The organism is Bradyrhizobium sp. MOS003 (assembly GCF_003020125.1).
Lineage (GTDB): Bacteria > Pseudomonadota > Alphaproteobacteria > Rhizobiales > Xanthobacteraceae > Bradyrhizobium.
This window is the reverse complement of record NZ_PYFW01000005.1, coordinates 31150-57471: the sequence shown is the minus strand read 5'-3', so window position 1 is coordinate 57471 and position 26322 is coordinate 31150. Positions and strand designations below refer to the sequence as shown.

The following is a 26322-nucleotide window of genomic DNA, read 5'->3' as shown; positions in this document are numbered from 1 at the left end:
GCCTTGATTCCCACCCCCGCCGTCGATACGGTCCCGCGCGATTCAAACCCCCGCGAGAGCTGATCTGACGATGGACGCCTCATTGCCCGCCCATATGCGCCCGGAACGCTCGTTCCAGGGTTTCATCCTCGCGCTCCAGCGGTTCTGGGCCGAGCAGGGCTGCGTGATCCTGCAGCCCTACGACATGGAGATGGGCGCGGGTACCTTCCATCCGGCGACAACCTTGCGCGCGCTCGGGCCAAAGCCATGGAACGCCGCCTATGTGCAGCCCTCGCGCCGGCCCAAAGACGGCCGTTACGGCGAGAATCCGAACCGGATGCAGCACTATTACCAGTTCCAGGTGATCATGAAGCCGTCGCCGCCGAACCTTCAGGAATTGTACCTGAAGTCGCTCGCCGCGATCGGCATCGATTCCGCCGTGCACGACATTCGCTTCGTCGAGGACGACTGGGAGAGCCCGACGCTGGGCGCCTGGGGCCTCGGCTGGGAATGCTGGTGCGACGGCATGGAAGTCAGCCAGTTCACCTATTTCCAGCAGGTCGCGGGCTTCGAATGCGCGCCGGTCGCGGGCGAGCTCACCTATGGGCTCGAGCGCCTCGCGATGTATGTGCAGGGCGTCGACCGCGTCTACGATCTCAACTTCAACGGCCGTGACGGCGATGCCAAGGTCACCTATGGCGACGTCTTCCTGCAGGCCGAGAAGGAATATTCGAAACACAATTTCGAAGTCGCCGACACCGCGATGCTGTTCGAGCAGTTCAAGATGGCCGAAGGGGCGTGCAGAAAGTACCTGGAGGCAGGCTGGAAAGACGGCAAGCGCGAGGCGCATCTGATGGCGCTGCCGGCTTACGACCAGTGCATCAAGGCCAGCCACGTCTTCAACCTGCTCGACGCCCGCGGTGTGATCTCGGTGACCGAGCGGCAGAGCTACATTCTGCGCGTGCGCGAATTGGCAAAAGCCTGCGGCGAGGCCTGGATCCATACTGAAGCGGGCGGAGCGGCCTGATGCCTGATCTCCTGCTTGAACTGTTCTCGGAAGAGATTCCCGCGCGCATGCAGGCCAAGGCGGCCGAGGATCTGCGCCGCATGGTCACCGACAAGCTCGTCGCCGAAGGCCTCGTCTACGAGGGCGCCAAGGCGTTTTCGACCCCGCGCCGCCTCGCGCTCACCGTGCACGGCATCCCCGCGCGCCAGCCGGACCTGAAGACCGAACGCCGCGGACCGAAGGTCGGCGCGCCCGATGCGGCCGTGCAAGGTTTTTTGAAAGCGACCGGTCTGAAATCGCTGGATGAAGCCAAGATCCAGCGCGACCCCAAGGGCGATTTCTACATCGGCTTGATCGAGAAGCCCGGTCGCGATGCGATCGACGTGCTTGCGGAAATCCTGCCCGTGATCATCCGCACCTTCCCGTGGCCGAAATCGATGCGCTGGGGCGCGCGCTCGGGCAAGCCGGGCTCGCTCAATTGGGTGCGTCCGCTGCACGCGATCACCGCGACCTTTGGGCTCGAGACGGAAGAGCCCGATATCGTGAAGTTCGAAGTCGATGGCATCGAGACCGGACAGACCACGTACGGCCATCGCTTCATGGCGCCGGACGCGATCAGCGTGCGTCGCTTCGAGGACTACGAAGCGAAGTTGCTGGATGCGAAGGTCGTGCTCGACTCCGAGCGCCGCAAGGACGCGATTCTCACCGACGCCAAGCAGCTCGCGTTTGCGCAAGGCTTCGAGCTCGTCGAGGACCAGAACCTGCTCGACGAGGTCGCCGGCCTCGTCGAATGGCCGGTCGTGCTGATGGGCTCGTTCGAACAGGAATTTCTGGCGACCCCCGCGGAAGTGATCCGCGCCACCATCCGCAACAACCAGAAGTGCTTCGTGGTCAGCGATCCCAAAACGGGCAAGCTCGCCAACAAGTTCATCCTGGTCGCCAATATCGAGGCCACCGACGGCGGCAAGACCATCATCGCCGGCAACGAGCGCGTGATCCGCGCACGCCTTAGCGATGCGAAGTTCTTCTACGAGACCGATCTGAAGACCAAGCTCGAGGATCGCTTGCCGAAGTTCGAGCAGATCGTGTTTCACGAGAAGCTCGGCACGCAGGCGGAGCGCATCAAGCGGATAGAACGTCTGGCTGCCGAGATCGCCCCATTGGTCCGTGCCGATGTCGAGAAGACAAAACGTGCCGCGCACCTGGCCAAGGCCGATTTGCTGACTGAAGTCGTTGGCGAATTCCCAGAGGTGCAAGGCCTGATGGGCAAGTACTACGCACTGGCTCAGGGCGAACACGCGTCCGTCGCTGCGGCCTGCGAAGAGCACTACAAGCCGCAGGGCCCGACGGATCGCGTGCCGACTGATCCGGTCAGCGTAGCGGTGGCGCTGGCGGATAAGATCGATACGCTAGTTGGATTTTGGGCGATTAATGAGAAGCCGACGGGCAGCAAGGACCCGTACGCGCTGCGCCGTGCGGCTCTCGGCGTGATCAGGCTGATTGCCGATAACGCGCTTCGGCTGTCGCTGACGAAGGTGGCTGCGTCGGCGCTCGCCGGCTTGTCCGTCCAGCCTGTCGATGCGCAGAAGCTCCCCGGCGATCTCCTCGCCTTCTTCGCCGACCGCCTGAAAGTCCAGCTCCGCGAGCAGGGCGCGCGGCACGACCTCGTCGATGCAGTGTTCGCGCTCGGCGGCCAGGACGATCTCCTGATGATCGTCCGCCGCGTCGAGGCGCTCGGAAAATTCCTCGAGACCGACGACGGCAAAAACCTGCTCGCCGGCATCAAGCGTGCCAGCAATATCCTTGGCATCGAGGAAAAGAAGGACAAGCGCAGCTTCGACGGTGCGCCGGATGCTACGCTTTATGGCCTGGACGAGGAGAAGGCGCTGGCCCAGGCGATTGGCGAGGTGACGGCGGAAGCGAATGCCGCGATCGCCAGGGAAGACTTTGCCGCCGCGATGACCGCGATGGCGAAGTTGCGTCCGCCGGTCGATGCGTTCTTCGAAAAAGTCCGCGTCAACGACGATGATCCGAAAGTGCGCGAGAACCGCCTGAAGCTGCTCAACGAGATCCGCAGCGCCACGCGCGCGGTGGCGGATTTCTCGAAGATCCAGGATTGAGACGCGCTCGCGGGGTAAACACCGGTTTCATTCCGGGCTCACGCCAAGTGCGCGCCCCGGAATGACAGCGCAAAAATGCCCCGCCCGGCGGGGGAGACCGGGCGGGGCCTGATGTCCGCTTAATTTCGCGCGCCAGCCTGACGTGACGCGCCGGACACCGAGTCGAACTGATTTAGTCGACCACCTCGACAATGCGGCGCGAGCGGGGCTCGACCAGCACGGTCTCGCCATTCACGACGGTGTAGCGATAGGTGGTGGCACCGAAGCGTTGCGGCACGTCATAATAAGTGACGCCTGCCTCGGGTAAGGTGGTGCCGACCACGATACGATCCGGAATGCTGAAAGCCGGCACGCGTTGTTCGACGACATAGTCGCGGAAAGCCGGCCGCTGTTCGACCGCAATGGTCGGGCCGGTGTCGACCACGACGGGCGCGCGTCCGACGGTGACGCCGCTTTGCGCCTGCGCCGCAAGAGGCGAGCCGATCGCGGCTGTGAGCACGGCAAGGGCGAGAATCCTGTTCCGCATGGGCAACTCCTTCGACGTGATGGTTCGGACGCGCCACGGACGCGACCGGTTGGCCAATGCATGCACCCTCGGCAATGTTCCGGGAAAAGCCCCGCCGTATCAGCGGCAATTTCGAGCAGTTTTCGTGGGAGACGGAACTCGCATCGCGCCTTGCGCGTCTCTACTCGCGGAACCGGGAGGGCTATGATCCGCCCGCGATTCGCCCTACCTTCACAGAAAGATAGTTCATGCACATCACCGTCGCCCACATTTCGCCGATCCTGTCGTTGATTGCGGGTGTGCTCATCCTGATCATGCCGCGACTCCTCAATCTGATCGTCGCGATCTTCCTCATTGTGAACGGCGCGATCGGGCTCGGGCTCCTGAAATGGCTCCACCTCTAGGAGTTCACTTTCCGGAACTGTCTGACTTGCGCGGGCCCGTCCAAAATGGTGTAAGGCCCGCGAAATCCCATTCCTCTCGCAGGTTGTGTGCAAGCTATGGCCAAAGCCGCCTCGAAGCCCAATAAAACTGCAGCGAAATCAAAGTCTTCCGCCAAGGCGAAGGCCGCCCCGCCGGCCCGCAAGGCGCTTGCCAAGAGCGTCGCCAAAGCTGCTGCCAAGCCGACCGCAAAGGCTGCTGCCAAGCCGGCTGCGAAGGCTGTGACCAAGGCGGCTTTGCCGAAGGTCGCTGCGAAGCCTGCGCCGAAGAAGGTCGCTACCGTCAAGGCATCGCCGGTCGCGGGCAAGGCCGGCAAATGGGTCTACACGTTCGGTGACGGCAAGGCCGAGGGCCGCACGGAGATGCGCGACCTGCTTGGTGGCAAGGGCGCGAACCTCGCCGAGATGGCCAATCTTGGTCTGCCGGTGCCTCCGGGCTTCACCATCCCGACATCGGTCTGCACCTACTTCTACGCTCACGACAAATCCTATCCGAAGGAATTGCAGGCGCAGGTCGAGAAGGCGCTCGACCATGTCGGCAAGTTGACCGGCAAGATCTTCGGCGACACCAAGAACCCGCTGCTCGTTTCCGTCCGCTCCGGCGCGCGCGCCTCGATGCCGGGCATGATGGACACCGTGCTGAACCTTGGCCTCAACGACCAGACCGTGGAAGCGCTGGCGGAATTGTCGGGCGATCGCCGATTCGCCTATGACAGCTATCGCCGCTTCATCACAATGTATTCCGACGTGGTGCTCGGCTTCGAGCATCACCACTTCGAGGAAATCCTCGACACCTTCAAGGACGGCCAGGGCTACACCCTCGACACCGACCTCACCGCCGACGACTGGGTCGATCTGGTCGGCAAGTACAAGGATGCGGTCGCGCGCGAGACCGGCAAGGACTTCCCGCAGGACCCGCACGACCAGCTCTGGGGCGCGATCGGTGCGGTGTTTTCATCCTGGATGAACGCGCGCGCGGTGACGTACCGCAAGCTGCACGACATTCCGGAATCCTGGGGCACCGCGGTCAACGTGCAGGCCATGGTGTTCGGCAACATGGGCGAGACGTCAGCGACCGGCGTTGCCTTCACCCGCAATCCCTCGACCGGCGAGAGCAAGCTTTACGGCGAGTTCCTGATCAACGCGCAGGGCGAGGACGTGGTGGCGGGCATCCGCACGCCGCAGGACATCACCGAGGAAGCGCGTCAGGAATCGGGCTCGGACAAGGCGTCGATGGAAGCGGCGATGCCGGAGGCCTTCAAGGAGTTGACGCGGATCTACACGCTGCTCGAGAAGCACTACCGCGACATGCAGGACATGGAGTTCACGGTCGAGCAGGGCAAGCTGTGGATGCTCCAGACCCGCGGCGGCAAGCGTACCGCGAAGGCGGCGCTGCGCATCGCGGTCGAGCTCGCCAATGAAGGCCTGATCACCAAGAAGGAAGCGGTGATGCGGATAGATCCCGCTTCGCTCGACCAGCTGCTGCATCCGGCCATCGATCCCGGCGCCAAGCGCGATGTGATCGCGACCGGCCTGCCGGCTTCGCCGGGTGCCGCCTCCGGCGAGATCGTGTTCTCCTCGGATGAAGCGGCCAAGCTTCAGGCCGATGGGCGCAAGGTCATCCTGGTCCGCATCGAGACCAGCCCGGAAGACATCCACGGCATGCACGCCGCCGAAGGCATTTTGACCACCCGTGGCGGCATGACCTCGCACGCGGCGGTGGTCGCGCGCGGCATGGGCAAGCCCTGCGTCTCCGGCTGCGGCACCATCCGCGTCGATTACGGCCGCGGCACCATGAGCATCGGCTCGCGGACCTTCAAGACCGGCGACGTCATCACCATCGACGGTTCGCTCGGCCAGGTGCTCGCCGGCCGCATGCCGATGATCGAGCCGGAGCTGTCCGGCGAGTTTGGCACGCTGATGGCGTGGGCCGACCAGGTCCGCAAGATCGGCGTTCGCGTCAATGGCGATACGCCGGACGACGCGCGCACCGCGATCAAGTTCGGCGCGGAAGGCATCGGCCTCTGCCGCACCGAGCACATGTTCTTCGAAGAGACCCGCATCCGCACGGTGCGCGAGATGATCCTCTCCGAGGACGAGCAGTCACGCCGTGCCGCGCTCGCAAAGCTCCTGCCGATGCAGCGCGCCGACTTCGTCGAGCTGTTCGAGATCATGAAGGGCCTGCCCGTCACGATCCGCCTGCTGGACCCGCCGCTGCACGAGTTCCTGCCGCACACCCATGCCGAGGTCGAGGAAGTGGCGCGCGCCATGAACACCGACCCGCGGCGCCTCGCCGACCGCGCCCGCGAGCTCTCGGAGTTCAATCCGATGCTCGGCTTCCGCGGCTGCCGCATCGCGATCGCTTATCCGGAGATCGCCGAGATGCAGGCGCGTGCGATCTTCGAGGCGGCGGTCGAGGCCGAGAAGCGCACCGGCAAGGCCGTCGGCCTCGAGGTGATGGTGCCGCTGATCGCCACCAAGATGGAGCTCGATCTCGTCAAGGCGCGGATCGACGCGACCGCGCAGGCGGTGATGCGCGACACCAACACCAAGCTGACCTATCAGGTCGGCACCATGATCGAGCTGCCGCGCGCCTGTCTGCTCGCGGCCGAAATCGCGGAGAGCGCCGAGTTCTTCTCGTTCGGCACCAACGATCTGACGCAGACCACCTACGGCATCAGCCGCGACGATGCCGCGAGCTTCCTCGGCACGTACGTGTCCAAGGGCATTCTCCCGATCGATCCCTTCGTCGCGCTCGACCAGGAAGGCGTCGGTGAGCTCGTCAAGATCGGCGTCGCGCGCGGCCGCAAGACGCGCCCGAAGCTCAAGGTCGGCATCTGCGGCGAGCACGGTGGCGATCCCGCTTCCGTCGCCTTCTGCCACAACATCGGCCTCGACTATGTCTCCTGCTCGCCCTACCGCGTGCCGATCGCCCGTCTTGCCGCTGCGCAAGCCGCGCTCGGCAAGGCAGTCGCAAGCCAGGCGTAAGCAGGACTAAAATGCTGAATGAGAGAGGCGGGGCGAAGCTCCGCCTCTTTCTTTTTGGCGATGCTCGCCCTGCGCCGGCATTGCGAGTGCATGTCCCCACTCGGTGTCATCTCCCGCGAAGGCGGGCGATCCAGTACTCCGAGACAGCAGTGGTCGAATCGAGACGCCGCGGCGTACTGGATGCCCGCTTAACCTGCGGGGTGGATACACCTTGCGAAAACACTGACGCCGGAACTCATGCGCGTCCCGTGTTGATACACGCCAGCAAGAGTTCCTTCACCATTCGTGTTGACCTCTTGTTTACCGTTTCACGCGACGACGCGTTTACCACCCTGCGTGATCACCCGTGAAAACACCTGAGATCGCTTGCGTGTGCCGCGCGCGCCACGTCGATTAACGCCCCGGCAACCTAAATTAGATACTCACGATAAAGATCGAATTGCACGGATGTACTGCATCTCGATTTTTGTAAGCGTAGCGTGAGCGTATCGATGTCTGTGTTGCGTAACCATCCGAAGGGCGCGCGGTTCGCGTCCTTCGGCATCGGTCTCTGCATCTTCGCATTGATGCCGAGAGAGACCGGCTATCAGGATATTGCCTCCCTGCTGGCGCGTCAGCCCGGCGTCGCCGAGCGTTGGCAGAAGCAGGTTTTCTCCGCGGCGTCCTCCATCCAGCTTGCCACCTACAGTTTTTCCCGCCCCATCGGCACCTCGGTTCCGCAGAGCGCGATGGTTCGCCTGGCGAGCCTCGACGGCCGCGACGTTACCGGCGCGATCGGCCGCAATCCGGCGCTGCAGGCTGCGCCGCGCTACCAGGCTTCCGACTTTCCCAAGGTCGATCGCTCCATGAAGGGTGATCGCCTCGCAACCGTCACACCGACGCAGGCTCCCGAGACGGCCGCGCCGGCTGCGGCACCGGCACAGCAAGATCCCGCGACGTCGAACAGTTCGGTGTTCGGCGCCAAGACCGCCGCGCTGCCGCAGGCGATGTCGCCGGAATCCGCGGCCGCGCTCGATCCCGAGCTTCAGGAGGCGCTGCGCGCGCCGCCGCTGCCGCAATATTCCAATTCACCGCGGGCCAGCGACGCCGCGCGCGCGCTCGCGACCGCGCCGCTCGAGGCTCTCAAGCGGACCACCGCGCCGACGACGCCCGTGCGCGAGCCCTTCAGCGTCAAGACCTCCAACCTGTTCTTCGGCAGTTCCTCGCTCGGCGGCAATCTGGAGAGCATCGAGAGCTGGCAGCCCGGCGCCGAACCGCTGATCGTGATGGCGGATCCCGACATGAAGGTAACGGCCTCGCTGTCACCGCCGACGGTGGATATCGCCCGGGATATCGAGAGCGGCGAGAGCGTCGCACCGAAGGGCGAGGTCAATGCCGACAACCAGCGCGCCAAATCGCCGGCAGAGCGCCTCGCGCTCGACGACAAGTCGCGCGCGAAGTCCGAGAAGTGCCTCGCGGAAGCCGTCTATTTCGAATCGCGCGGCGAAGCCGTGCGCGGCCAGATGGCGGTGGCGCAAGTCGTGATGAACCGCGTGTTCTCCGGCAAATATCCGGACACCGTGTGCGGAGCGGTCTATCAGAACAAGCACCGCCATCTCGCCTGCCAGTTCACCTTCGCCTGCGACAACAATACCGACGTGATCCGCGAGCCCGAGATGTGGGACCGCGCCAAAAAGATCGCCAAGGCCATGCTCGACGGCCAGATCTGGCTGCCCGAGGTCGGCAAGTCCACGCACTATCATGCCTATTGGGTGCGCCCGTCCTGGGTCGCCGAGATGAAGAAGATGTACAGGACCGGCGTGCACACCTTTTATCGGCCACGCGCTTGGGGCGACGGCAGCGAGGAACCGAGTTGGGGTACCCCGGCCCAGACCGCCGCGCTGTCGGCCGAGCTCGCGCAGGAAGCGAAGAGTTCTGCCGAGATGGGTGTGAGTGAGCGAAGGTAGCGCTTTCACGAGAGACCGTCATGCCCGGGCTTGTCCCGCCTGCGCGGCCGAAGCCGCTTCGGCGCGGCGAAGGCCCGGGCATCCACGTTCTTCGCGCTATCCGGCAAGACGTAAATGGTCGGGACAAGCCCGGCCATGACGTTGTGGAGGCGTGGGCGTTGCAATCACGCCCCGATATCCAGCGCACAGTCGAAGTTCGGCGCCGAATGCGTCAATGCGCCCGCCGAAGCGTAATCGACGCCGGTCGCCGCGATGGCTGCGATCGACTCCAGCGTGACGCCGCCCGAGGCCTCCAGCTCGAGACGACCCTCGTTGATCCGCACCGCCTCGCGCAATGTCGCAAGGTCCATGTTGTCGAGCAGCACGGCGTCGGCCATTCCGGTGGCCAGCACCTCGCGCAGTTGCGCCAGCGTATCGACCTCGATCTCGATCTTGACGAGATGGCCGGCGTGGCTGCGGGCGCGCTCCAGCACCGGCCCGACGCCGCCCGCGACCGCGATGTGGTTGTCCTTGATCAGGATCGCATCGTCGAGGCCGAAGCGGTGGTTGAAGCCGCCGCCGCAGCGCACCGCATATTTCTCCAGCGCCCTCAGTCCGGGCGTGGTCTTGCGCGTGCAGCAGATGCGCATTGTCGTGCCTTCGGTACGAGCGACATAGTCGGCCGTGAGCGTTGCGACGCCCGACAGGCGGCCGACGAAAATTCAGCGCGGTTCGCTCCGCGGTGAGAATGGCGCGCGCGGGGCCGGAGATCGTCAGCACCTGCTGGCCGCGGGCAACGCGTGCGGCATCGCGGACATGTGCGCGGACGTCGATGTCGGACGAGAGTTTTTGCAATGTCGCCAATGCCAGCGGCAATCCGGCGATCACGCCGGACTGGCGTGCGACCAGGATGGCTTGCGCCCTGGTCGCTTCCGGGATCGTCGCAAGCGAGGTGATGTCGCCGGCGCGGCCGAGGTCCTCGTCGAGCGCGCGCTGCACAGCTGCGTCGATGGCGAGTGGTGAGAGAAAGGCGTCGGGGTTGAGCAATGAGGTCGGGGTGATCATGGGGGTCTCCGTCAGGCGATCATGGGTTGCGCAGCGCGCGGCAGGGAGCTCAGGCTTTCCGCGATCTCGCGCGCTGCCGTGAGGGTGGTCATCGTCCGCTGCGCCAGCGCGGGGATTTCGGCGCGATGGTCGGAGCGGAAATGCGCGCCGCGGCTCTCGCGCCGGCTCCACGCCGAGGCTGCCACGAGCAGGCCCGCAACCGCCATGTTGCGCAGCGCCATGCTGGTGGCCTCGCGTTCGACCGCGGCGAAGTGGCGCACGGCATCCGCGAGACCCTCGCTTTCGCGGATCACGCCGACATGGGCCGCCATCGTTGCGCGCAGCCGCTTCACGGCGGCGGCATCCGGCGCGCCGCCGCGCGGTGTCACCAACGCGTCGGGGAGGCGAGCAGGCGAGGGGATCGTACGGCCGGCGATGTCGTCGGCGATGCGCGCGGCGTAGACCACCGCTTCCAGCAGCGAATTCGAGGCGAGCCGGTTGGCGCCGTGCGCGCCTGTCGACGACACCTCGCCGCCGGCCCAGAGCCCGTCGATCGAGCTGCGTCCGCGCGCATCCACGGCGATGCCGCCCATGGTAATGCGCGGCGGGCGCAATTGGGATGATCTGCGTGGCCGGATCGATGCCGGCGGCGATGCAGCTCGCATGCACGGTCGGAAATCTGTCGGCGAAGCGCGCGCCCAGGGTCAGCCGCGCATCGAGGAAGGCGCCGCGCCCGGCCGCGATCTCGGCGAACACGCCGCGCGCCACGATGTCGCGTGGCGCGAGCTCTGCGAGCGGGTGAAGCGCAACCATGAAACGCTCACCGGCGCCGTTGACCAGCGTCGCCCCTTCGCCGCGCAAGGCTTCGGTGGCAAGCGGTGCGGGATCGCGGCCGACCATGATGGCCGTTGGATGGAACAGCACGAATTCCGGGTCGGCGATCACGGCACCGGCACGAGCGGCGATGGCAAGGCCGGAGCCGCTGGCTTCCATCGGATTGGTCGTGACGGCGTAGAGATGTCCGATGCCGCCGGTGGCAAGCACCACCGCGCGCGCGGCGAGCAGGAGCGGCCGTGCCGAAAGGTTGCGGGCTTCGCGCAATTGAAGGCCGGCGACGGCACTGCCCTCAGTCAGGAGGGCTTCGGACACGAGCCCCTCGATCACGCGGATCGACGGCGTGCGGCGTACCGCGTCGCTCAAGGCCGCGATGATCGCGGCACCGGCGCCATCGCCTCGCACATGGACGATGCGCCGGGCCGAATGTGCCGCTTCGCGTCCCACGGCGAGCCTGCCTTCGAGATCGCGATCGAACGGGACGCCATAGTTCAGGAGATCGTGGATGCGCGGCGCGGCCTCGCGCGCGATCCCAAGTGCGACCGCATCGTCGACGAGGCCGCCGCCGACCGCGATCGTGTCAGCTGCGTGCGCTTCCGGCGTATCCTCCTTGGCCACCGCCGCGGCGATACCGCCTTGCGCCCATGCTGAGGATGCTCCCTGTCCGAGCGGCGCGGCCGAGATCAAGGTCACCGGCCGCGGCGCGAGCTTCAGCGCGCAGAACAGTCCGGCAAGGCCGCCGCCGACGATGACGACGTCGTCGGTGCGGGTGAGGTTGTGGATGGTGTCTTGCATGCTGTGCTCTCAATTCTTCAGATTGATCATCCGCTCGACCGAACGCAGCGCACGCACCGCAAGCGCGGGATCGATGGTCACTTCCTCGCGGAGCGTCAGCAGGCTCTCCAGGATGTTGGCGAGCGTGATGCGCTTCATGTGCGGGCAGAGATTGCAGGGCCGCAGCATCTCCACGTCGGGCAGCTCGGCCCGTACATTGTCGGCCATCGAGCATTCCGTGATCATCACCAGCCGTCGCGGCCGCTTTTGGCGCACCCAGTTGATCATGTGCGCGGTCGAGCCGGTGAAATCGGCCTCCGCCAGCACGTCCGGCGGGCACTCCGGATGCGCGATGATCTGGACGGACGGATCGGCCTCGCGAAAGGCGCGCAGCTCTTCGCCTTTGAAACGCTCGTGCACCTCGCAGGAGCCTTTCCAGGCGATGATCTTCACGTCGGTCTTCGAGGCCACGTAAGTGGCGAGATAGCGATCGGGCAGGAAGATCACGGTTGGCGCGTTCAGGCTCTCGACCACCTGCACGGCGTTCGAGGAGGTGCAGCAGATGTCGACCTCGGCCTTCACCTCCGCGGACGTATTGACATAGGCGACGACGGGCACGCCGGGAAATTTCTCGCGGAGCAGGCGCACGTCGGCGCCGGTGATGCTGGCGGCAAGCGAGCAACCGGCGCGCGAGTCCGGGATCAGCACCGTCTTGTCATCCGGGTCGAGCAGTTTTGAGGTCTCTGCCATGAAGTGCACGCCGCACTGGACGATGATATTGGCCTCCACCTTCGTGGCTTCGACCGCGAGCTGGAGCGAGTCGCCGCCGATGTCGGCGACGCAGTGGAAGATCTCCGGCGCCTGGTAGTTGTGCGCGAGGATCACCGCGCCCCGCGCGCGCTTCAGCTCGTTGATTGCCTTGATGGTCGGCGCCATCAGCGGCCACTCGATCGGCGGGATCACGTGTTTCACGCGGTCATAGAGCGCCGCGGTGGCGCGTTCGACCTCCGGCGTCCATTCCAAAGAGGGCCTCGGCAGCGCGGGCCCTGTTCGGGCCGGCGCGTCCCTGGGCGAGCTGACGACCTGGCCCTGCGGCCGGCTGGCGAGATCGTCGGGACCGTAAATTCCAGTGATCGGCATCGAAGCCTCCCATGCATGCTAATTATACTCAGTATGAGCATATATAGAGCCTGAGAAATCCGGCCCGGAGGCCGGGGGTTCGTTGAGGCTGATATGCTCAATCTGAGTAAATCGAAGATATCACGCAGTGCCGCAGGCCGCTAGATGCCGCCCCACACATTTCCGTCAAGTCGCACTTGGGGCGTCAGCCGGGGGCGCCAGAAATGCAATGCTCCCGCCTCAGCCCTTCGTGGAACGCAATTATTTTCGACTTGGGATTTTCATGCAGATGCATTAAACGAACTGGCTCGCGGCGGCCGTTTGCGAATCCGCCAACGAACATGAGGAACAGCATGTCGACACAGATGGGCGAGCTCGGTTCGGTCTCCCGTTCCTCCAACTGGCGTACGCCGGCGGTCATCATCCTCTGTGGCTGTGCGATCGGCATGCTCGGCTTTGGTCCGCGCTCGGCGCTCGGCTTCTTCGTGCAGCCGATGAGCCACGAATTTTCCTGGGGCCGGGACGTGTTCGGCCTCGCCATTGCCTTTCAGAATCTGCTGTGGGGACTGGGCCAACCGGTCGCCGGCGCGGTCGCCGATCGCTTCGGCCTGTTCCGTGTGATGTGCGTCGGCGCTCTGCTCTATGCCGGCGGCCTGCTGTTGATGCGCTACTCCACGACGCCGTTGTCGCTCGACATCGGTGCGGGCGTCATGGTCGGTTTTGGTCTTGCAGGCTGCTCGTTCAATCTGGTGCTGTCGGCATTCACCAAGCTGCTGCCGGCCGAGAAGCGCGGTCTTGCGCTTGGAGCCGGCACGGCGGCTGGCTCGTTCGGCCAGTTTCTGTTCGCACCGATCGGCGTCGCGTTGATCGACAATTTCGGCTGGCAGCAGGCGCTCTCCGTGTTCGGCTTCCTGATGCTGCTGATCATCCCGCTCGCGCTGGCGCTCTCGACGCCGCCGGTCGCAACCACGGCAAACACGGCGCCTGCGGATGAGCAGACGTTTATGAAGGCGCTCGCGGAAGCCTTCGGCCATCGCTCCTACGTGCTTTTGGTGCTCGGCTTCTTCACCTGCGGATTCCAGCTTGCCTTCATCACCGTGCATCTGCCGGCCTTCCTGGTCGATCGCGGCATCTCCGCGCAGACCGGCGGCTGGGTGATCGCAGCGATCGGCCTGTTCAACATCGTGGGCTCGCTGAGCGTCGGCTATCTCCAGAACTCACTGCCCAAGCGCTACATCCTTTCCACCATCTATTTCACGCGAGCGCTCGCGACCCTCGCCTTCATCTCGTTCCCGATCACGCCGTTCTCGGCGATCGCGTTCGGTGCGGTCTCCGGCCTGACCTGGCTGTCGACGGTGCCGCCGACCTCGGCGCTGGTGGCGCTGATGTTCGGCACGCGCTGGCTTGCGACGCTCTATGGCTTCGCCTTCGTCAGCCATCAGGTCGGCGGCTTCCTCGGGGTCTGGCTCGGGGGCATCGTCTTCGAAAAGTACGGTTCCTACACGCCGATCTGGTGGCTCTCGATTGTGTTCGGTGTGCTCTCGGCGTTGATCAATCTTCCGATCGTGGAGAAACCTGTCGTTAGGGCGGTTGCGCAGCCTGCCTGATCGGCTAAACATCCCCGTCAAACCAGTCAGGGAGTTCAGTCGTGGCCACATTCAAGGCGATCCGGATCGACAAGGCGGACAAGGGCACCACCGCCGCGCTGACGCAGTTCGACGAAGCCGAGCTGATGGACGGCGACGTCACCGTCCGCGTGGAATGGTCGACGCTGAACTACAAGGACGGCCTTGCGCTCACGGGCAAGGCGCCGGTGGTGCGCCGCTTCCCGATGATCGCCGGCATCGACTTCGCCGGCACCGTCGAAGCGTCATCGCATCCGCAGTGGAAGGCGGGCGATAAGGTCGTCTGCACCGGCTGGGGCATGGGCGAGACCCATCTCGGCGCCTATGCCGAGATGGCACGGGTGAAGGGCGACTGGCTGGTGGCCTTGCCACAGGGCCTGTCGGCGCGCGATGCCATGGCGATCGGCACCGCCGGCTTCACTGCGATGCTCTCGGTGCTGGCACTGGAGAAGCACGGTCTCTCCCCGAAGAGCGGCCCTGTGGTGGTGACGGGTGCCGCCGGCGGCGTCGGCTCGGTCGCGATCGCCGTGCTCTCCAAGCTCGGCTACCACGTCATCGCTTCGACCGGCCGCGTTTCGGAGGCCGACTATCTGAAGCAGCTGGGAGCAGCCGAAATCATCGACCGCAACGAATTGTCGGCGCCGGCCAAGCCGATCGCGAAGGAGCGCTGGGCAGGGGGCGTCGACAGCGTCGGCTCGACCACACTGGCGAATCTGCTGTCGATGACGAAATACGGCGGTGCGATCGCGGCCTGCGGCCTGGCTGCCGGCATGGACCTGCCGTCGTCTGTCGCACCCTTCATTTTGCGCGGAGTGTGCCTTCTCGGCATCGATTCCGTGATGTGCCCGATCGAGCCGCGCAAAGCCGCCTGGCAGCGCTTGGCGTCCGATCTCGATCGGACGAAACTATCTGAAATTACTCACGAAATTTCACTCGACCAAGTTCCGGAGTGGGGCGCGAAAATCTTGGCCGGCCAGGTCCGCGGCCGCATCGTGGTAAAAATTGTCTAACGCCGTTCAGACTTTACCAACCAAGCTGCTTCAATGTCGCCATGGTTAGTATGGTAAGCAGCGGGTAAAGAGATAAGGCATCGCCCGCGCTGGGGTTGGTTCGGAGTAGAGCATGCTTGCGCGTATTGTGTTGGGGGCTGTCACGGCGGCGGCAACGTTTGCGCCGGCCCTTGCCGGAAGCATGAACGCCGATGAGGCGCGCCGCTTCGTGGCGGGCAAGGTGTTTGCCTTCACCTGTTTCGACGGTACCCGCGGCGCGGGCCGTATCCTGGACGATCTCGGTGCCGCCGGCGCGGTGCAGTTCTCCGGCGCGGGCCCGGTCAAACATCTCCGCCTGCCCGGCAATACGCTCCAGATCCGCGGCCAGAACGTCTGCGCCTCGATCAAGGGCATCCCGTTCGAGCCCTGTTTCAACCTGGAAAAGACCGACGATCGCAGCTTCCGCGGCTCGGTGTCGGGCATGGGCTTCGCCTATTGCGACTTCCATCACCAGGGCGGCAACCAGATGCTGATGGCCCGCGCTGCGGCGCGGCCGCGTTCGCTGCACAGGGCAGAGCACACCGGTTCGGTCGGCCCGGCCAACACCGAAGTGGCCGCGCGCGTCGAGACGCCGCGCGTCGAAAGCAGCCGGCTTGAGCCGGTGAAGTCGGAAATCAAGTCCGATCCCGCCAGGAACGAGGGCCCGCTGGAGCTGCGCCGCTCGACCCAGTGAGACAGCTGCGCGGGACGGTCCGCGCACTTGGTCGTTGAAGACGCCCATCGAACATGAAGCCGCCGCGCCGTAGTCATACGGACGGCGGCTTTCATGCGTTGGTAGCTGTTCGCGCTCCAGTTTGCGTACGGCCGGGGGGCGCGGCCCGATAAAAGGGTTCAACGATGTCGCTGTACTTCTTTCGCATCAGTACCGGACGCTATTCCGGCGCCGCCGACCAGCCGTACGAGTTCGAGGATCGCGCAGCCGCCTGGACCGAGATGACCGAGGTCTGCGCCAACCTGCTCGGTGGCATCGCGCGCAGCCTGAAGCCGAATGCCGAGTGGTGCATGGAGCTGCTCGACGAGAACAAGAAGCCGGTCTTTCGCATCAGCCTCCTCGGCGAGAGCGTACGCTGACGATCGCCGATCGTGCGACCGGCATTGGCGGCGCCGATACCTGTAAATTCGCGAAGTCCAATTTCACCACACGTAAGAGGTGCGGGAAGCCCGAGGGTTGAGCGGTTCTTCCCGTATTTCTACTGAGGTCGCCGAGGTGCTGCTTAACGTTAATGAGGAACCTCGTTGTTAACCTCCCCCAATGTTCACGCGCTTCGCCGCGGCAAATGCGTACCCTTGGGGATACTTTAATGATGTTCATTCAGAACCTGCGAATCGGCACCAAGCTCGCCGTCACTTCGGCGCTGACCATCGGGCTCGTCGCGCTCATGATCTTTCTGCAGATGAGCGGAGATGCCGACGTCCAGAAGCTCGGCAATGCCGCGTCGGGACAGCAGGCGATCGCGCAGAACGCCGCGGAAGCGAAGGCGTCGGTCCGGGGCATGCAGATCGGCATCCGCGACATCCTGTCGTCCGCCTCGCCGGCCGAGATGCAGAAGGCGGTCTCCTACTTCAACGACCGGCAGACCGCCGCCAGCAAATTTTCGAGCGAAATGGCGAAGCTTTCGCACTCGCCGGAAAACCGCAAGCGGATCGACCGCCTGACCGTGTTGATCGGCGAATTCGGCAAGGGCCAGCAGCAGATCGAGGCCATGCGCAAGCAGGAGCTCGCGCTGGAGGGGAAGAAGGACGGCGAAGCCGGGGCGCAGCTCGCCAAGCTCGTGGCCGACGTCGATCATTTTCGCAAGGGAACGCTCGCGCCGATCAACGCAGAGATTTCCGAGTTGACCAACCAGATCACCGATTTCGCCAAGCAGAGGAGCGTCGAGGCGCGCGCAGCCGCGGAAGCCGAGGCCGCCTCAGTTGCACGGACCTCACTCGTCACCGGCGTTCTGGCCGCGCTCGTCTTGATCGGTGCGTGCGTCTTCTCCGTCTTCAGCATCGCGCGGCCCATGCGGGCGCTGACGGCGGCGATGGAGAAGCTCGCCGGCGGAGATTTCTCCGTGGTGCTGCCGGGCCTCGGCCGCAAGGACGAGGTCGGCGAGGTCGCTGGTGCCGTCGAAAAATTTAAGGTGGTGTCAGAGCAGAAGGCGCGCGAGGAAGTGGAAGCCAAGGTGCGGCAGGATCAGATCGCTGCAGAGCATCGCAAGGCAGAGATGCGCAAGCTCGCGGACACTTTCGAGTCGGCGGTCGGCGAGATCGTCGGCACGGTGTCGTCGGCCTCGACCGAGCTCGAGGCATCCGCCACCATGCTGACCTCGACCGCAGAGCGCACGCAGGAACTCACCACCATGGTTGCTGCCGCCTCTGAGGAGGCGTCCACCAACGTGCAGTCGGTGGCGTCCGCGACCGAGGAGCTGTCGTCGTCGATCACGGAGATCAGCCGCCAGGTGCAGGAATCCGCCCGCGTCGCCGGCGAGGCCGTGAGCCAGGCCCGCACCACGACCGACCGTGTCGGCGAGCTTTCCGCCGCCGCGGCGCGGATCGGGGACGTGGTCGAACTGATCAACACCATCGCCGGCCAGACCAATCTGCTGGCGCTCAATGCAACCATCGAGGCCGCGCGCGCCGGTGAAGCAGGCCGCGGCTTTGCCGTCGTCGCCTCCGAGGTCAAGGCGCTCGCGGAGCAGACTGCGAAGGCGACCGGCGAGATCGGCCAGCAGATCGCCAGTATTCAGACCGCCACCGAGCATTCGGTCGGCGCGATCAAGGACATCAGCCACACCATCGAGAAGCTGTCGGAGATCTCCTCGACCATCGCAGCTGCCGTCGAAGAGCAGGGCGCGGCGACGCAGGAGATCTCCCGCAACGTGCAGCAGGCGGCGGAAGGCACCCATCAGGTGTCCTCCAACATCACCGACGTACAGCGTGGCGCGAGCGAAACCGGCTCCGCGTCCTCGCAGGTGCTGTCCGCCGCGCAGATGCTGTCCGGCGACAGCAACCGCCTCAAGATCGAGGTCGGCAGATTTCTCGACACCGTGCGCGCCGCCTGACCGGCGGCGGCGCCCTTCGCCAAACCTTGATCTGCAACCGTCGCGCGTAACCCCGCGGCGGCTGCGCGCGTTCGCATCTCGACGCCGTGCTCGCCCACGCAAGGTTAACCTTCCGGAAAAGCGACGCAGTCATGATGCCCGCAATATTCCGGGCGCCAAGTCGCCCATCGCGCATTGCGTCTCAATCGTTGGAGCAGGTTCATGAGCGGCATTTCCATTCGCCTCACTCACAGGGTCATGGCGATCGGGCTGTTCGGTCTCGTCGGGCTCGTCGCCTTTGGTTCGATCTACCAGATCGGCAGCCTCTCCCAGGACACGTCGCGCGATGCCGCTGAAAGCGCGCGCAAGATGTCCGATCTCAACCAGCGGGTTTCCCAGCAATTGCTCGAAGCTCGCCGGGCCGAGAAGGACTTCCAGCTCCGTCGCGATCAGTCCTACGCGAAGCGGCACGCCGAACTCGCATCCGACATCGTCGGGAACTTCGATCACCTCGGGAGCGCGACGCGTGCGGCGGGAGACGCGACGATTGGCGAGAAGGTGTTGCAGGCCCGCGCCGGGTTCGAGAGATACGTGAATGAGTTTGCGGCCGTCGAGAAGGCCGAGGTCAAGCTCGGATTGAACGAAACGCTCGGCTTGTCAGGTTCGCTGCGCGCCGCGGTCCACGACATCGAGACCAAGCTGAAGGAGGTAGACGATCCCCGACTCACCAGCGGCATGCTGATGATGCGTCGGCACGAGAAGGACTTCATGCTGCGTCGCGACCAGAAATATGTGGAGGCTTTCAAGAAGACCGCGGCGGATTTCTCCAAGCAGGTAGACGCATCGACAATTGCCCCGGCCATGAAGGCGGATATCGCCAAAAAGCTCGCCAAGTATGAGGGTGATTTCTCGACCTGGGCGGGTGGCGCGCAGGATCTGGCCTCGCACGGCTCGGCCATGTCCAGGGAGTTCCGGGTGATCGAACCCGTCCTCGAAGACATCGAAAAGAACGTCGCCCAGCGATACGACGCGGCGAAGTCTGACGAAGCGTCGACGCGAGCCTCGATCAAGCTGTGGATGTGGGTCGCGCTGGGATGTTCCATCCTGCTGGTGGGAAGCGTGGCCTTTTTCATCGGCCGCTCGATCTCGACCGCGCTGATCGCCATGGTGCGCTCGATGACCGGCCTGGCAAACGGCGATAAATCCGTGGTGATCCCCGGCGTCGGCCGCAAGGACGAGATCGGCGAGATGGCCGGAGCGGTCGCGGTCTTCAAGGCCAACATGGCGGAGGCCGAGCGGCTGCGCGCCGAGCAGGCGGAAACCGAGGCGCGTGGTCGCGCACAGCGCAAGGCCGACATGCAGCGGCTCGCCGACGGCTTCGAAGGCGCGGTCGGCGAGATCATTGAGACCGTGTCGTCGGCAGCGACCGAGCTCGAGGCGTCATCCAGCACGCTGACGCGGACCGCCGAGCGCGGCAATAGCCTCGCCACCGCCGTAGCGGCGGCCTCGGAGGAGGCTTCCGCGAACGTGCAGTCGGTATCGTCCGCGAGCGAGGAGTTGACCTCCTCGGTCTCCGAGATCAGCCGTCAGGTGCAGGAATCGGCGCGTGTCGCCGACGTCGCGGTCGGGCAGGCCCAGCGTACCAATACGCGCGTCGCCGAGCTGACCAAGGCCGCTTCCCGCATCGGCGACGTGGTCGAGCTGATCAACACCATCGCCGCCCAGACCAACCTGCTGGCGCTCAACGCGACGATCGAGGCGGCGCGCGCGGGCGAGGCCGGCAAGGGCTTTGCGGTGGTCGCGACCGAAGTGAAGGCACTTGCCGAGCAGACCGCGAAGGCCACCGGCGAGATCGGTCAGCACATCGGTGCGATCCAGACCGCGACGGAAGAGTCCGTCGGCGCGATCAGGGAGATCGGCGAAACCATCGCGCGGATGTCGGAGATTTCGTCGACCATCGCTGCTGCGGTGGAGGAGCAGGGTGCCGCCACGCAGGAGATCTCCCGCAACATCCAGCACGCCGCGCAGGGCACCTCCGACGTCTCGGCGAATATCGGCGACGTCCAGCGCGGTGCGGGCGAGACCGGGGCTGCCTCGGCCCAGGTGCACTCGGCCGCGCAGTCATTGTCCCAGGAGAGCAACCGCTTGAAGAGCGAGGTCACGCGGTTCCTGGAGACGGTACGGGCCGCCTGAATCGTCGGCCACCCCGTTCGACGCGGTGCGGAGCGGTGCAGTGGTGTGGCGCTGCGCGATGTCGGCCGTGGCGCAACAGATGGTTGCGGATCATATAACGGGAGCCATGCCGAATTCCGTAATTCAACGTAGCTTCCTGTTAACGCCTGTTTGCAATTATGGGCGCAATCTTACGAGATAAGAACCAGCCAGCATTATTGGAATGACCACGTCCAGTCGTCCGTCGAGGCGATTGCGGCGTAGGTGATCTGCGCGTTGTATGTTCTTCGGGATTTGTGTGATGTCGAAATTGTCGATCGTCTTCAAACTGCTGACCGTGCTGTCGGTCCTCGTGCTCTCGCTTGCCGGTGTCGGCGTGATGGCGATCGGCACCATGCAAAACATCAACTCCCACACCGTCGAGATTGCGGAGAGCTGGCTGCCGAGCGTGCGTGCGCTGGGCTCCATGCGCGCCGACATCAACGAGCTGCGCGTCGCGCTCCGCCTGCACTTGATGCAGGATACTGCCGAGGGCAAGGAGGCCGCCGAGAAGCGCCTCGCCTCGTTGCGCGAGCGCATCGAAAAGACCCGCAAGGTCTACGAGCCGCTGATCACGGTCGCGGAAGAGCGCTCGCTGTACGAACAATGGACCAAGGCGTGGGCCGAATATCTGAACGGCGTGCAGGAGACGATGGCACTGTCGCGCAAGAGCGTCGGGCGCTTCCCGACCGACGCCAACGAGTTGCTGCAGACCAAGGTCGCGAAGATGGCGCAGGCGGCCGATCCGCTGCTTCAGAAGGGCATCGAGCTCAACAACAATGGCGCCGAGCTGGAGACGAGACAGGCGGCCGAAAGCTACGCGTTGATCTTCCGCGTGCTGGTCGGCATCATCGTCGCGGCCGTCTTGATCGCGATCGCCGCTGCCTATTTTCTGGTGCGCGACGTGTCGCGCGGCATCGCCTCGATCATCAAGCCGATGCAATCGCTCGGCGAGGGCGACCTCTCGGCCGAGGTGCCGCATCGCGGCGAGAAGACAGAGATCGGCTCGATGGCGGATGCGCTGCAGATATTCAAGGAGGCGCTGGTCGCCAAGAAGGCCGCCGACGAGGCGGCGGCGCGCGACGCCGAAGCCAAGATCGAACGTGGCCGCCGCGTCGATGCCATCACGCGCAATTTCGAGGTCATGATCGGCGAGGTCGTCGAGACCGTGTCGTCGGCCTCGACCGAGCTCGAAGCCTCCGCGGCCACGCTGAGCGGCACGGCGCAGCGCGGCCAGGAGCTCGCGACCGTCGTCGCGGCCGCCTCCGAGGAAGCCTCCACCAACGTCCAGGCGGTTGCGTCCGCCTCGGAAGAGCTGTCGTCCTCGATCACCGAGATCAGCCGCCGCGTGCAGGATTCGGCGCGGATGGCTGCGGAAGCCGTCGAGCAGGCGGCGCGGACCAACGACCGGGTCAACGCGCTGTCGCAGGCGGCCTCCCGCATCGGCGACGTCGTCGAGCTCATCAACACCATCGCCGGCCAGACCAACCTGCTGGCGCTGAATGCAACCATCGAAGCGGCCCGCGCCGGCGAAGCCGGCCGCGGCTTTGCCGTCGTCGCGTCCGAGGTCAAGGCATTGGCCGAGCAGACCGCGAAAGCGACCGGCGAGATCGGAGCGCAGGTCGCAGGGATCCAGGCTGCGACGCAGGAATCCGTCAGCGCCATCCAGGAGATCGGCGGCACCATCGAGCGGTTGTCCGAGGTGTCCTCGGCGATCGCCGCCGCTGTCGAGGAGCAGGGCGCCGCGACGCAGGAGATTTCGCGCAACGTCCAGCAGGCCTCGGTCGGCACGCAGGAGGTCTCGTCCAACATCACCGACGTGCAGCGCGGTGCGATCGAGACCGGCGAGGCCTCGGGCGAGGTGCTCTCGGCAGCGAAATCGCTCGCGACCGACAGCACCCGTCTGAAGGTCGAGGTCGCGCAATTCCTGGAATCGGTTCGCGCGGCCTGATCTTTACGCACCCGTCTGCGGAGCCGGTGGCGGTGCGACCTGCCGCCGGAACAGGATGCGCTGGTACAGCCAGCCGATCGCGACCAGCACGATGCCGAGGCACATGAACGACAGCGCGCGGTAGACGCCGGTCAGCGTCGACATGTCGATGACGAAGGCCTTGAGGATCGTCAGCGCGATGACGGCGGCCGAGGCCAGCCGCGCGCGCTCTGAGTTGACGAGGATGCCGACGCCCAGCAACACCACGCCGAAGGCAAGCCAGCCGATCGAATAGGTGTATTGCTCGGCGCCCGTCGTCGGGCCGGTCGAGAGGATCGGGCCGTGATAGAAGCGGCGGATCTCCAGCGTGACATAGGCGAGCGCGAACAGCAGCGCGCCACCAGCGATCGTGTTGGCGTAGACCTTGCCGCGCTCGCCGGCCACGGCATAGGACAGCAGTAGCATCAGCACGGCCGGCAGCGCGTAGCCGAGCAGCAGCAGGTTGAACACCGCGCCACCGACGTCGGTGCTCCACAGCAGCGGATTCTCCAGAATCAAGAGGCCGAACACGCTGATGAGCCCGGCGATCGCCGTGAGCACGACCGCGCCGACATTGTGTACGATGCTGCGGCTGCGCAGCCGCAAGCGCTCGAGCCCGATGGCCATCGCCAGCGTGACACACACTTGCAGTGCGAATTCGAGCAAGGAGGGGGCCGCGGTCATGCGGCCGCCGGTCGCAAAGTGCCGGACCTCCATGAAGGCGAGCAGCGCGGTGAACAGGATCGCCGCGGTCTCGACCATGCGCAGCGGCGGATCGTCGGCGCGGCGGCGCAGGAAGATGCTCGCGCCCCAGAACGAAGCCGCCGGCAGACCGTAGCCCCACAGCAGCCAGTTGAAGATCGGCGTGGTGCCGACGGCATCGCCGACGATGCGCGGGTCATAGCCAATGCGCGCAGTGACGATCGCGGCGAAGATCGCCGCGAGCCGGCGCAGCACAGGGATCGGCCGTTGCAGCGAGATCCAGGCGGTGCCGAGCGACATCAACGCCAGGGCAATCGTGAGCCAGCCCTTTTCCAGAGCGAACGTCAGTGCCAGCGCCAGCGCGCCGAGCGTGCCAGTCGCGAAAAGTGCGGTCGAGATTGCCACGCCCGGTCGATCTTCGCGGCGCGCAAGCGCCTCGGTCGCCGCGCCGAAGGCGGCTGCGAGCAGGACGGCCAGGATCGCGAACGGGATCGAGCGGTCGAGATGGGCGATGCGGGCGTAGAGCGCGACGAGGATCGCGATCGGTGTGGCGACAGCCGCCGCCGACCACACCACGGGAATGATCGCCGAGTTGGAGCGGCCCTGCGCGAGGAAGCCGGCAACGCCGAAGCCGATGGCGAAGATCGCGGCCATCACCAGATGCAGCGTCACCGAGCTGTCGATCGCGGTCGGCCCGATACCGGACATCGCGCCGCCGGGCAGCACCAGCATATCGGGGTTGGCGCGCACCGCCCATTCCGCGAACACGATGAAGACGGCCGCCGCGGCCGCGCCGAGCGCGCCGGTGGCCGCCGGCGCACGCCAGGCGACGAGTAGCGTCGCGCCGACGAGAAGCGCGAACGCGATCAGCGCCAGGTCCGCATGTGCGCTCGACAGCACGATCAGCATTGCGCCGAACAGGTAGGCGCCGAGCGAGCTCGATGAGACCGGCTCGATCTCGCCATCCTCGCTGCTGGGGCCGAACATGAAGCCGCAGACGACGAGCAGTGCGGCGAGCACGAAGCCTGCGATGGCATGGAAGGCGTGCGGCGCGACCTGCACCTGCTCGGTGTCGAGACCCGGGAAGATCCACAGCACGGCGAAAGCGATGGTGGTCACCGCGAGCCAGCGCCACAGCCGGATCCGGGCGAGGCCGAAGCTCGCGGCAGTAACGACGGCAAGATAGATGTAGAGCGCCCAATAGTCCGGCTTGCCGCTGGAGACGAGGAGTGGCGTCACGAAGGCGCCGACCACGCCGAGGCCGGCGAGCGCGGGTCCGTGCAGCAGTGCGGCGGCGAGCGTGCACATGGCCACGATGCCGAGCAGCACGAAGGCGGTCGCGGGCACCAGGAAGCCGTAGAGCGCGTAAGCCGCATAGACGGTCGCGAACGCGACGGCCGTACCCGCTGCGGTGAGGATCGCCGGGATGTTGGCGATCGGCAGCGCCTGGATGTTCGAAATGCTTTCCTTGCGCCGCGACCACTCGCCGGCCCCGAGCAGCGCGGCGGCGAACAGGCCTCCCAGGAACACGCGCACGCCGGGGCCGAGCAGGCCGGCCTCGATCGAATAGCGCACCATGAAGAAGCCGCCGAGCGCCAGCGCAAGGCCGCCGATCCACACCACCCAGCGGGTGCCGAGCCGCTCCTCGAAGCCGGGCGCAGCGGCCGGCACCGGAGGTGGTGCTGCAGCCGCGGGGCTCGCTGCGAGCGGCGGCGGTGAAAGCTCTTCGGTGACCAGCGGAGACGGCGCCGCTTCGGCTTCGGGCGCAAGCGGCGGTGGCTCGGTGGCCATTGTTGCGGGCGCATCAGCCTGCGCCTGTGCGGGGAGCGGTGGCGGCGTCTGGACCGGCCGTTGCGCGTAAAACATCTGTTCGAGCGCGTCGAATCGCCGGCGCAGCTCGGCCGCCTGGCTGGAGGCCTTGATGGCGATCAGGATGGCGATGATCGCGATGATCAGCGCAAAGACGTCAAACGGGCCGTCGAACATGAAGCCTCCAGGCGATCGACGGGCAGGGGCCGATCACGCAAATCTTGAATTAGCGCCGGGAGCGTACCCGCAACCCCGGCGCGGGTCGCTCCTGGAGCACGTCGCGCCGGAAGCGATAGAGCGCCGCCGGCCGTCCGCCTGTCTGTGTCGACATCACCCCGGTCGGTTCGACCAAGGCTTCCATTTCGACCAGGCGGCGGAAATTCTGCTTGTGCAGGTGTCGGCCGGAGATCGCCTCGACCGTATGCTGCAGTTCGGTAAGTGTGAATTCAGGCGGCAAAAGTTCAAACACGACGGGACGATACTTCAGTTTTGCCCGCAGCCGCGCGATTCCAGTAGCGAGGATCCGGCGGTGATCGAACTGCATCGAGGTCCCGAGCGGGGCCAGTGTCTTGCGCGCTAATGCCGCGGGGCGGCCATCGCGCCGCGCTTCCTCGACGAGCCCCGCCTCGTATAGGAGCTCGTAGCGGTCGAGCACGCGCTCTTCGTCCCAGGCTGCCCCGTCGAGGCCGAAATAGAACCGCACGCGATCCTTGCGCGGCAACGCGCGATTCGTCTCCGGCGTCTGCTCCGCAGCCCATTCGGTCAGCGCCGGAATGATGTCGCGGGCGATGATCGCAGGTGGCTCCTCGCGCCGGTCTTCCCAGGGGAAGAAGCGATACCATGGCGCGAAGCTCGCCGCGTTAGCCGCAAGCTCGCCGTCCATCGCGCGCGTCAATGCGAGATAGCCGATCGACACCATATGGGCCCCGGTGTCGCCGGCCTCGGCATGGCGGCCGCGATCGCCGAATGTGTAGAGCTGTTCGACATAGCCGAGCCGCAAGCCGGTCTGTTCCTCGACCCAGGCGCGCAGGCCGATGTCGAAGGTGCGGTGTGCGAGCGCGTCGAACGGGCCGAACGGCAGGCCGGCAAGCCCGTCACCGCCGCGCGCGGTGAGGATCAACGGCTCATGCCCCTCGATCGCGACGATCGCCGCAGTCAGGCCGATCTCGATCGGCGTGAGGAGCTTGTCGCTCATGCGAT

Annotated in this window: 16 protein-coding genes and 2 pseudogenes; 12 read left to right on the top strand and 6 right to left on the bottom strand. The window is 65.5% G+C overall.

Annotation, left to right across the window (positions count from 1 at the left end):
- Window positions 1-70: 70 nt before the first annotated feature.
- Complete coding sequence (locus C7G42_RS22430) at window positions 71-1006, top strand: glycine--tRNA ligase subunit alpha (protein WP_106951131.1); 936 nt, start codon at window positions 71-73, stop codon at window positions 1004-1006.
- A complete protein-coding gene (glyS, locus tag C7G42_RS22425) occupies window positions 1006-3105 on the top strand; it encodes a glycine--tRNA ligase subunit beta (protein WP_106951130.1) in 2100 nt (699 codons plus the stop codon). The genes C7G42_RS22430 and glyS overlap by 1 nt, the downstream gene beginning before the upstream one ends.
- 172 nt (window positions 3106-3277) lie before the next feature.
- Here the strand turns inward: glyS and C7G42_RS22420 are convergent, their stop codons facing one another.
- Window positions 3278-3631 (bottom strand): DUF1236 domain-containing protein, encoded by a 354-nt coding sequence (locus tag C7G42_RS22420; protein WP_106951445.1) that lies wholly within the window; start codon window positions 3629-3631, stop codon window positions 3278-3280.
- A gap of 227 nt (window positions 3632-3858) precedes the next feature.
- On the opposite strand from C7G42_RS22420, the gene C7G42_RS22415 reads away from it, so the two are divergent.
- The 3 genes from C7G42_RS22415 to C7G42_RS22400 all read left to right on the top strand — a co-directional run bounded on the left by C7G42_RS22415 (window position 3859) and on the right by C7G42_RS22400 (window position 8984).
- Window positions 3859-4014, top strand: coding sequence for a DUF3096 domain-containing protein (locus tag C7G42_RS22415; RefSeq protein WP_018648785.1), 156 nt, complete (start codon window positions 3859-3861; stop codon window positions 4012-4014).
- A gap of 96 nt (window positions 4015-4110) precedes the next feature.
- Window positions 4111-7038, top strand: a complete 2928-nt coding sequence (gene ppdK / locus C7G42_RS22410) for a pyruvate, phosphate dikinase (protein WP_199581072.1) — start codon at window positions 4111-4113, stop codon at window positions 7036-7038.
- A gap of 491 nt (window positions 7039-7529) precedes the next feature.
- A complete protein-coding gene (locus C7G42_RS22400; RefSeq protein ID WP_199581071.1) occupies window positions 7530-8984 on the top strand; it encodes a cell wall hydrolase in 1455 nt (484 codons plus the stop codon).
- Between the two features lie 164 nt (window positions 8985-9148).
- On the opposite strand, the pseudogene nadC reads toward C7G42_RS22400, so the two are convergent.
- The 3 genes and pseudogenes from nadC to nadA form a co-directional block, all read right to left on the bottom strand.
- Window positions 9149-10028: pseudogene (nadC, locus tag C7G42_RS22395) on the bottom strand (carboxylating nicotinate-nucleotide diphosphorylase).
- Window positions 10029-10039: 11 nt separating this feature from the next.
- A pseudogene (locus C7G42_RS22390) lies at window positions 10040-11636 on the bottom strand (L-aspartate oxidase).
- A gap of 9 nt (window positions 11637-11645) precedes the next feature.
- Entirely contained in the window at window positions 11646-12755 is a 1110-nt protein-coding gene (gene nadA / locus C7G42_RS22385; RefSeq protein ID WP_106951126.1) for a quinolinate synthase NadA, read from the bottom strand.
- 332 nt (window positions 12756-13087) lie between these two features.
- Between nadA and C7G42_RS22380 the strand changes: the two genes are divergently transcribed.
- From C7G42_RS22380 to C7G42_RS22350, 7 genes are all read left to right on the top strand, one after another.
- Window positions 13088-14341: an MFS transporter gene (locus C7G42_RS22380; RefSeq protein ID WP_106951125.1), complete on the top strand. Its 1254-nt coding sequence runs from the start codon at window positions 13088-13090 to the stop codon at window positions 14339-14341.
- A 41-nt stretch (window positions 14342-14382) separates the two neighbouring features.
- A complete protein-coding gene (acuI, locus tag C7G42_RS22375; protein WP_106951124.1) occupies window positions 14383-15369 on the top strand; it encodes an acrylyl-CoA reductase (NADPH) in 987 nt (328 codons plus the stop codon).
- Window positions 15370-15481: 112 nt separating this feature from the next.
- Window positions 15482-16081, top strand: a complete 600-nt coding sequence (locus C7G42_RS22370) for a hypothetical protein (RefSeq protein WP_106951123.1) — start codon at window positions 15482-15484, stop codon at window positions 16079-16081.
- Between the two features lie 164 nt (window positions 16082-16245).
- Entirely contained in the window at window positions 16246-16479 is a 234-nt protein-coding gene (locus C7G42_RS22365) for a DUF6894 family protein (protein ID WP_063196530.1), read from the top strand.
- Window positions 16480-16709: 230 nt separating this feature from the next.
- A complete protein-coding gene (locus C7G42_RS22360; RefSeq protein WP_199581070.1) occupies window positions 16710-18452 on the top strand; it encodes a methyl-accepting chemotaxis protein in 1743 nt (580 codons plus the stop codon).
- A gap of 201 nt (window positions 18453-18653) precedes the next feature.
- Entirely contained in the window at window positions 18654-20624 is a 1971-nt protein-coding gene (locus C7G42_RS22355) for a methyl-accepting chemotaxis protein (RefSeq protein ID WP_106951121.1), read from the top strand.
- A gap of 280 nt (window positions 20625-20904) precedes the next feature.
- Window positions 20905-22593, top strand: coding sequence for a methyl-accepting chemotaxis protein (locus tag C7G42_RS22350; protein ID WP_199581069.1), 1689 nt, complete (start codon window positions 20905-20907; stop codon window positions 22591-22593).
- A 3-nt stretch (window positions 22594-22596) separates the two neighbouring features.
- On the opposite strand, the gene C7G42_RS22345 is transcribed toward C7G42_RS22350, so the two are convergent.
- Entirely contained in the window at window positions 22597-25299 is a 2703-nt protein-coding gene (locus C7G42_RS22345) for a DUF2339 domain-containing protein (protein ID WP_106951120.1), read from the bottom strand.
- A 49-nt stretch (window positions 25300-25348) separates the two neighbouring features.
- Window positions 25349-26317, bottom strand: a complete 969-nt coding sequence (locus C7G42_RS22340; protein ID WP_106951119.1) for an NUDIX hydrolase — start codon at window positions 26315-26317, stop codon at window positions 25349-25351.
- Between the last annotated feature and the right edge of the window lie 5 nt (window positions 26318-26322).

Excerpts from the sequence above, each read along its gene's own strand:
- C7G42_RS22430 (WP_106951131.1), top strand. The coding sequence starts at position 71 with ATGGACGCCTCATTGCCCGCCCATATGCGCCCGGAACGCTCGTTCCAG.
- glyS (WP_106951130.1), top strand. The coding sequence starts at position 1,006 with ATGCCTGATCTCCTGCTTGAACTGTTCTCGGAAGAGATTCCCGCGCGC.
- C7G42_RS22420 (WP_106951445.1), bottom strand. The coding sequence starts at position 3,631 with ATGCGGAACAGGATTCTCGCCCTTGCCGTGCTCACAGCCGCGATCGGC.
- C7G42_RS22415 (WP_018648785.1), top strand. The coding sequence starts at position 3,859 with ATGCACATCACCGTCGCCCACATTTCGCCGATCCTGTCGTTGATTGCG.
- ppdK (WP_199581072.1), top strand. The coding sequence starts at position 4,111 with ATGGCCAAAGCCGCCTCGAAGCCCAATAAAACTGCAGCGAAATCAAAG.
- C7G42_RS22400 (WP_199581071.1), top strand. The coding sequence starts at position 7,530 with ATGTCTGTGTTGCGTAACCATCCGAAGGGCGCGCGGTTCGCGTCCTTC.
- nadA (WP_106951126.1), bottom strand. The coding sequence starts at position 12,755 with ATGCCGATCACTGGAATTTACGGTCCCGACGATCTCGCCAGCCGGCCG.
- C7G42_RS22380 (WP_106951125.1), top strand. The coding sequence starts at position 13,088 with ATGTCGACACAGATGGGCGAGCTCGGTTCGGTCTCCCGTTCCTCCAAC.
- C7G42_RS22370 (WP_106951123.1), top strand. The coding sequence starts at position 15,482 with ATGCTTGCGCGTATTGTGTTGGGGGCTGTCACGGCGGCGGCAACGTTT.
- C7G42_RS22365 (WP_063196530.1), top strand. The coding sequence starts at position 16,246 with ATGTCGCTGTACTTCTTTCGCATCAGTACCGGACGCTATTCCGGCGCC.
- C7G42_RS22360 (WP_199581070.1), top strand. The coding sequence starts at position 16,710 with ATGATGTTCATTCAGAACCTGCGAATCGGCACCAAGCTCGCCGTCACT.
- C7G42_RS22355 (WP_106951121.1), top strand. The coding sequence starts at position 18,654 with ATGAGCGGCATTTCCATTCGCCTCACTCACAGGGTCATGGCGATCGGG.
- C7G42_RS22350 (WP_199581069.1), top strand. The coding sequence starts at position 20,905 with ATGTCGAAATTGTCGATCGTCTTCAAACTGCTGACCGTGCTGTCGGTC.
- C7G42_RS22345 (WP_106951120.1), bottom strand. The coding sequence starts at position 25,299 with ATGTTCGACGGCCCGTTTGACGTCTTTGCGCTGATCATCGCGATCATC.
- C7G42_RS22340 (WP_106951119.1), bottom strand. The coding sequence starts at position 26,317 with ATGAGCGACAAGCTCCTCACGCCGATCGAGATCGGCCTGACTGCGGCG.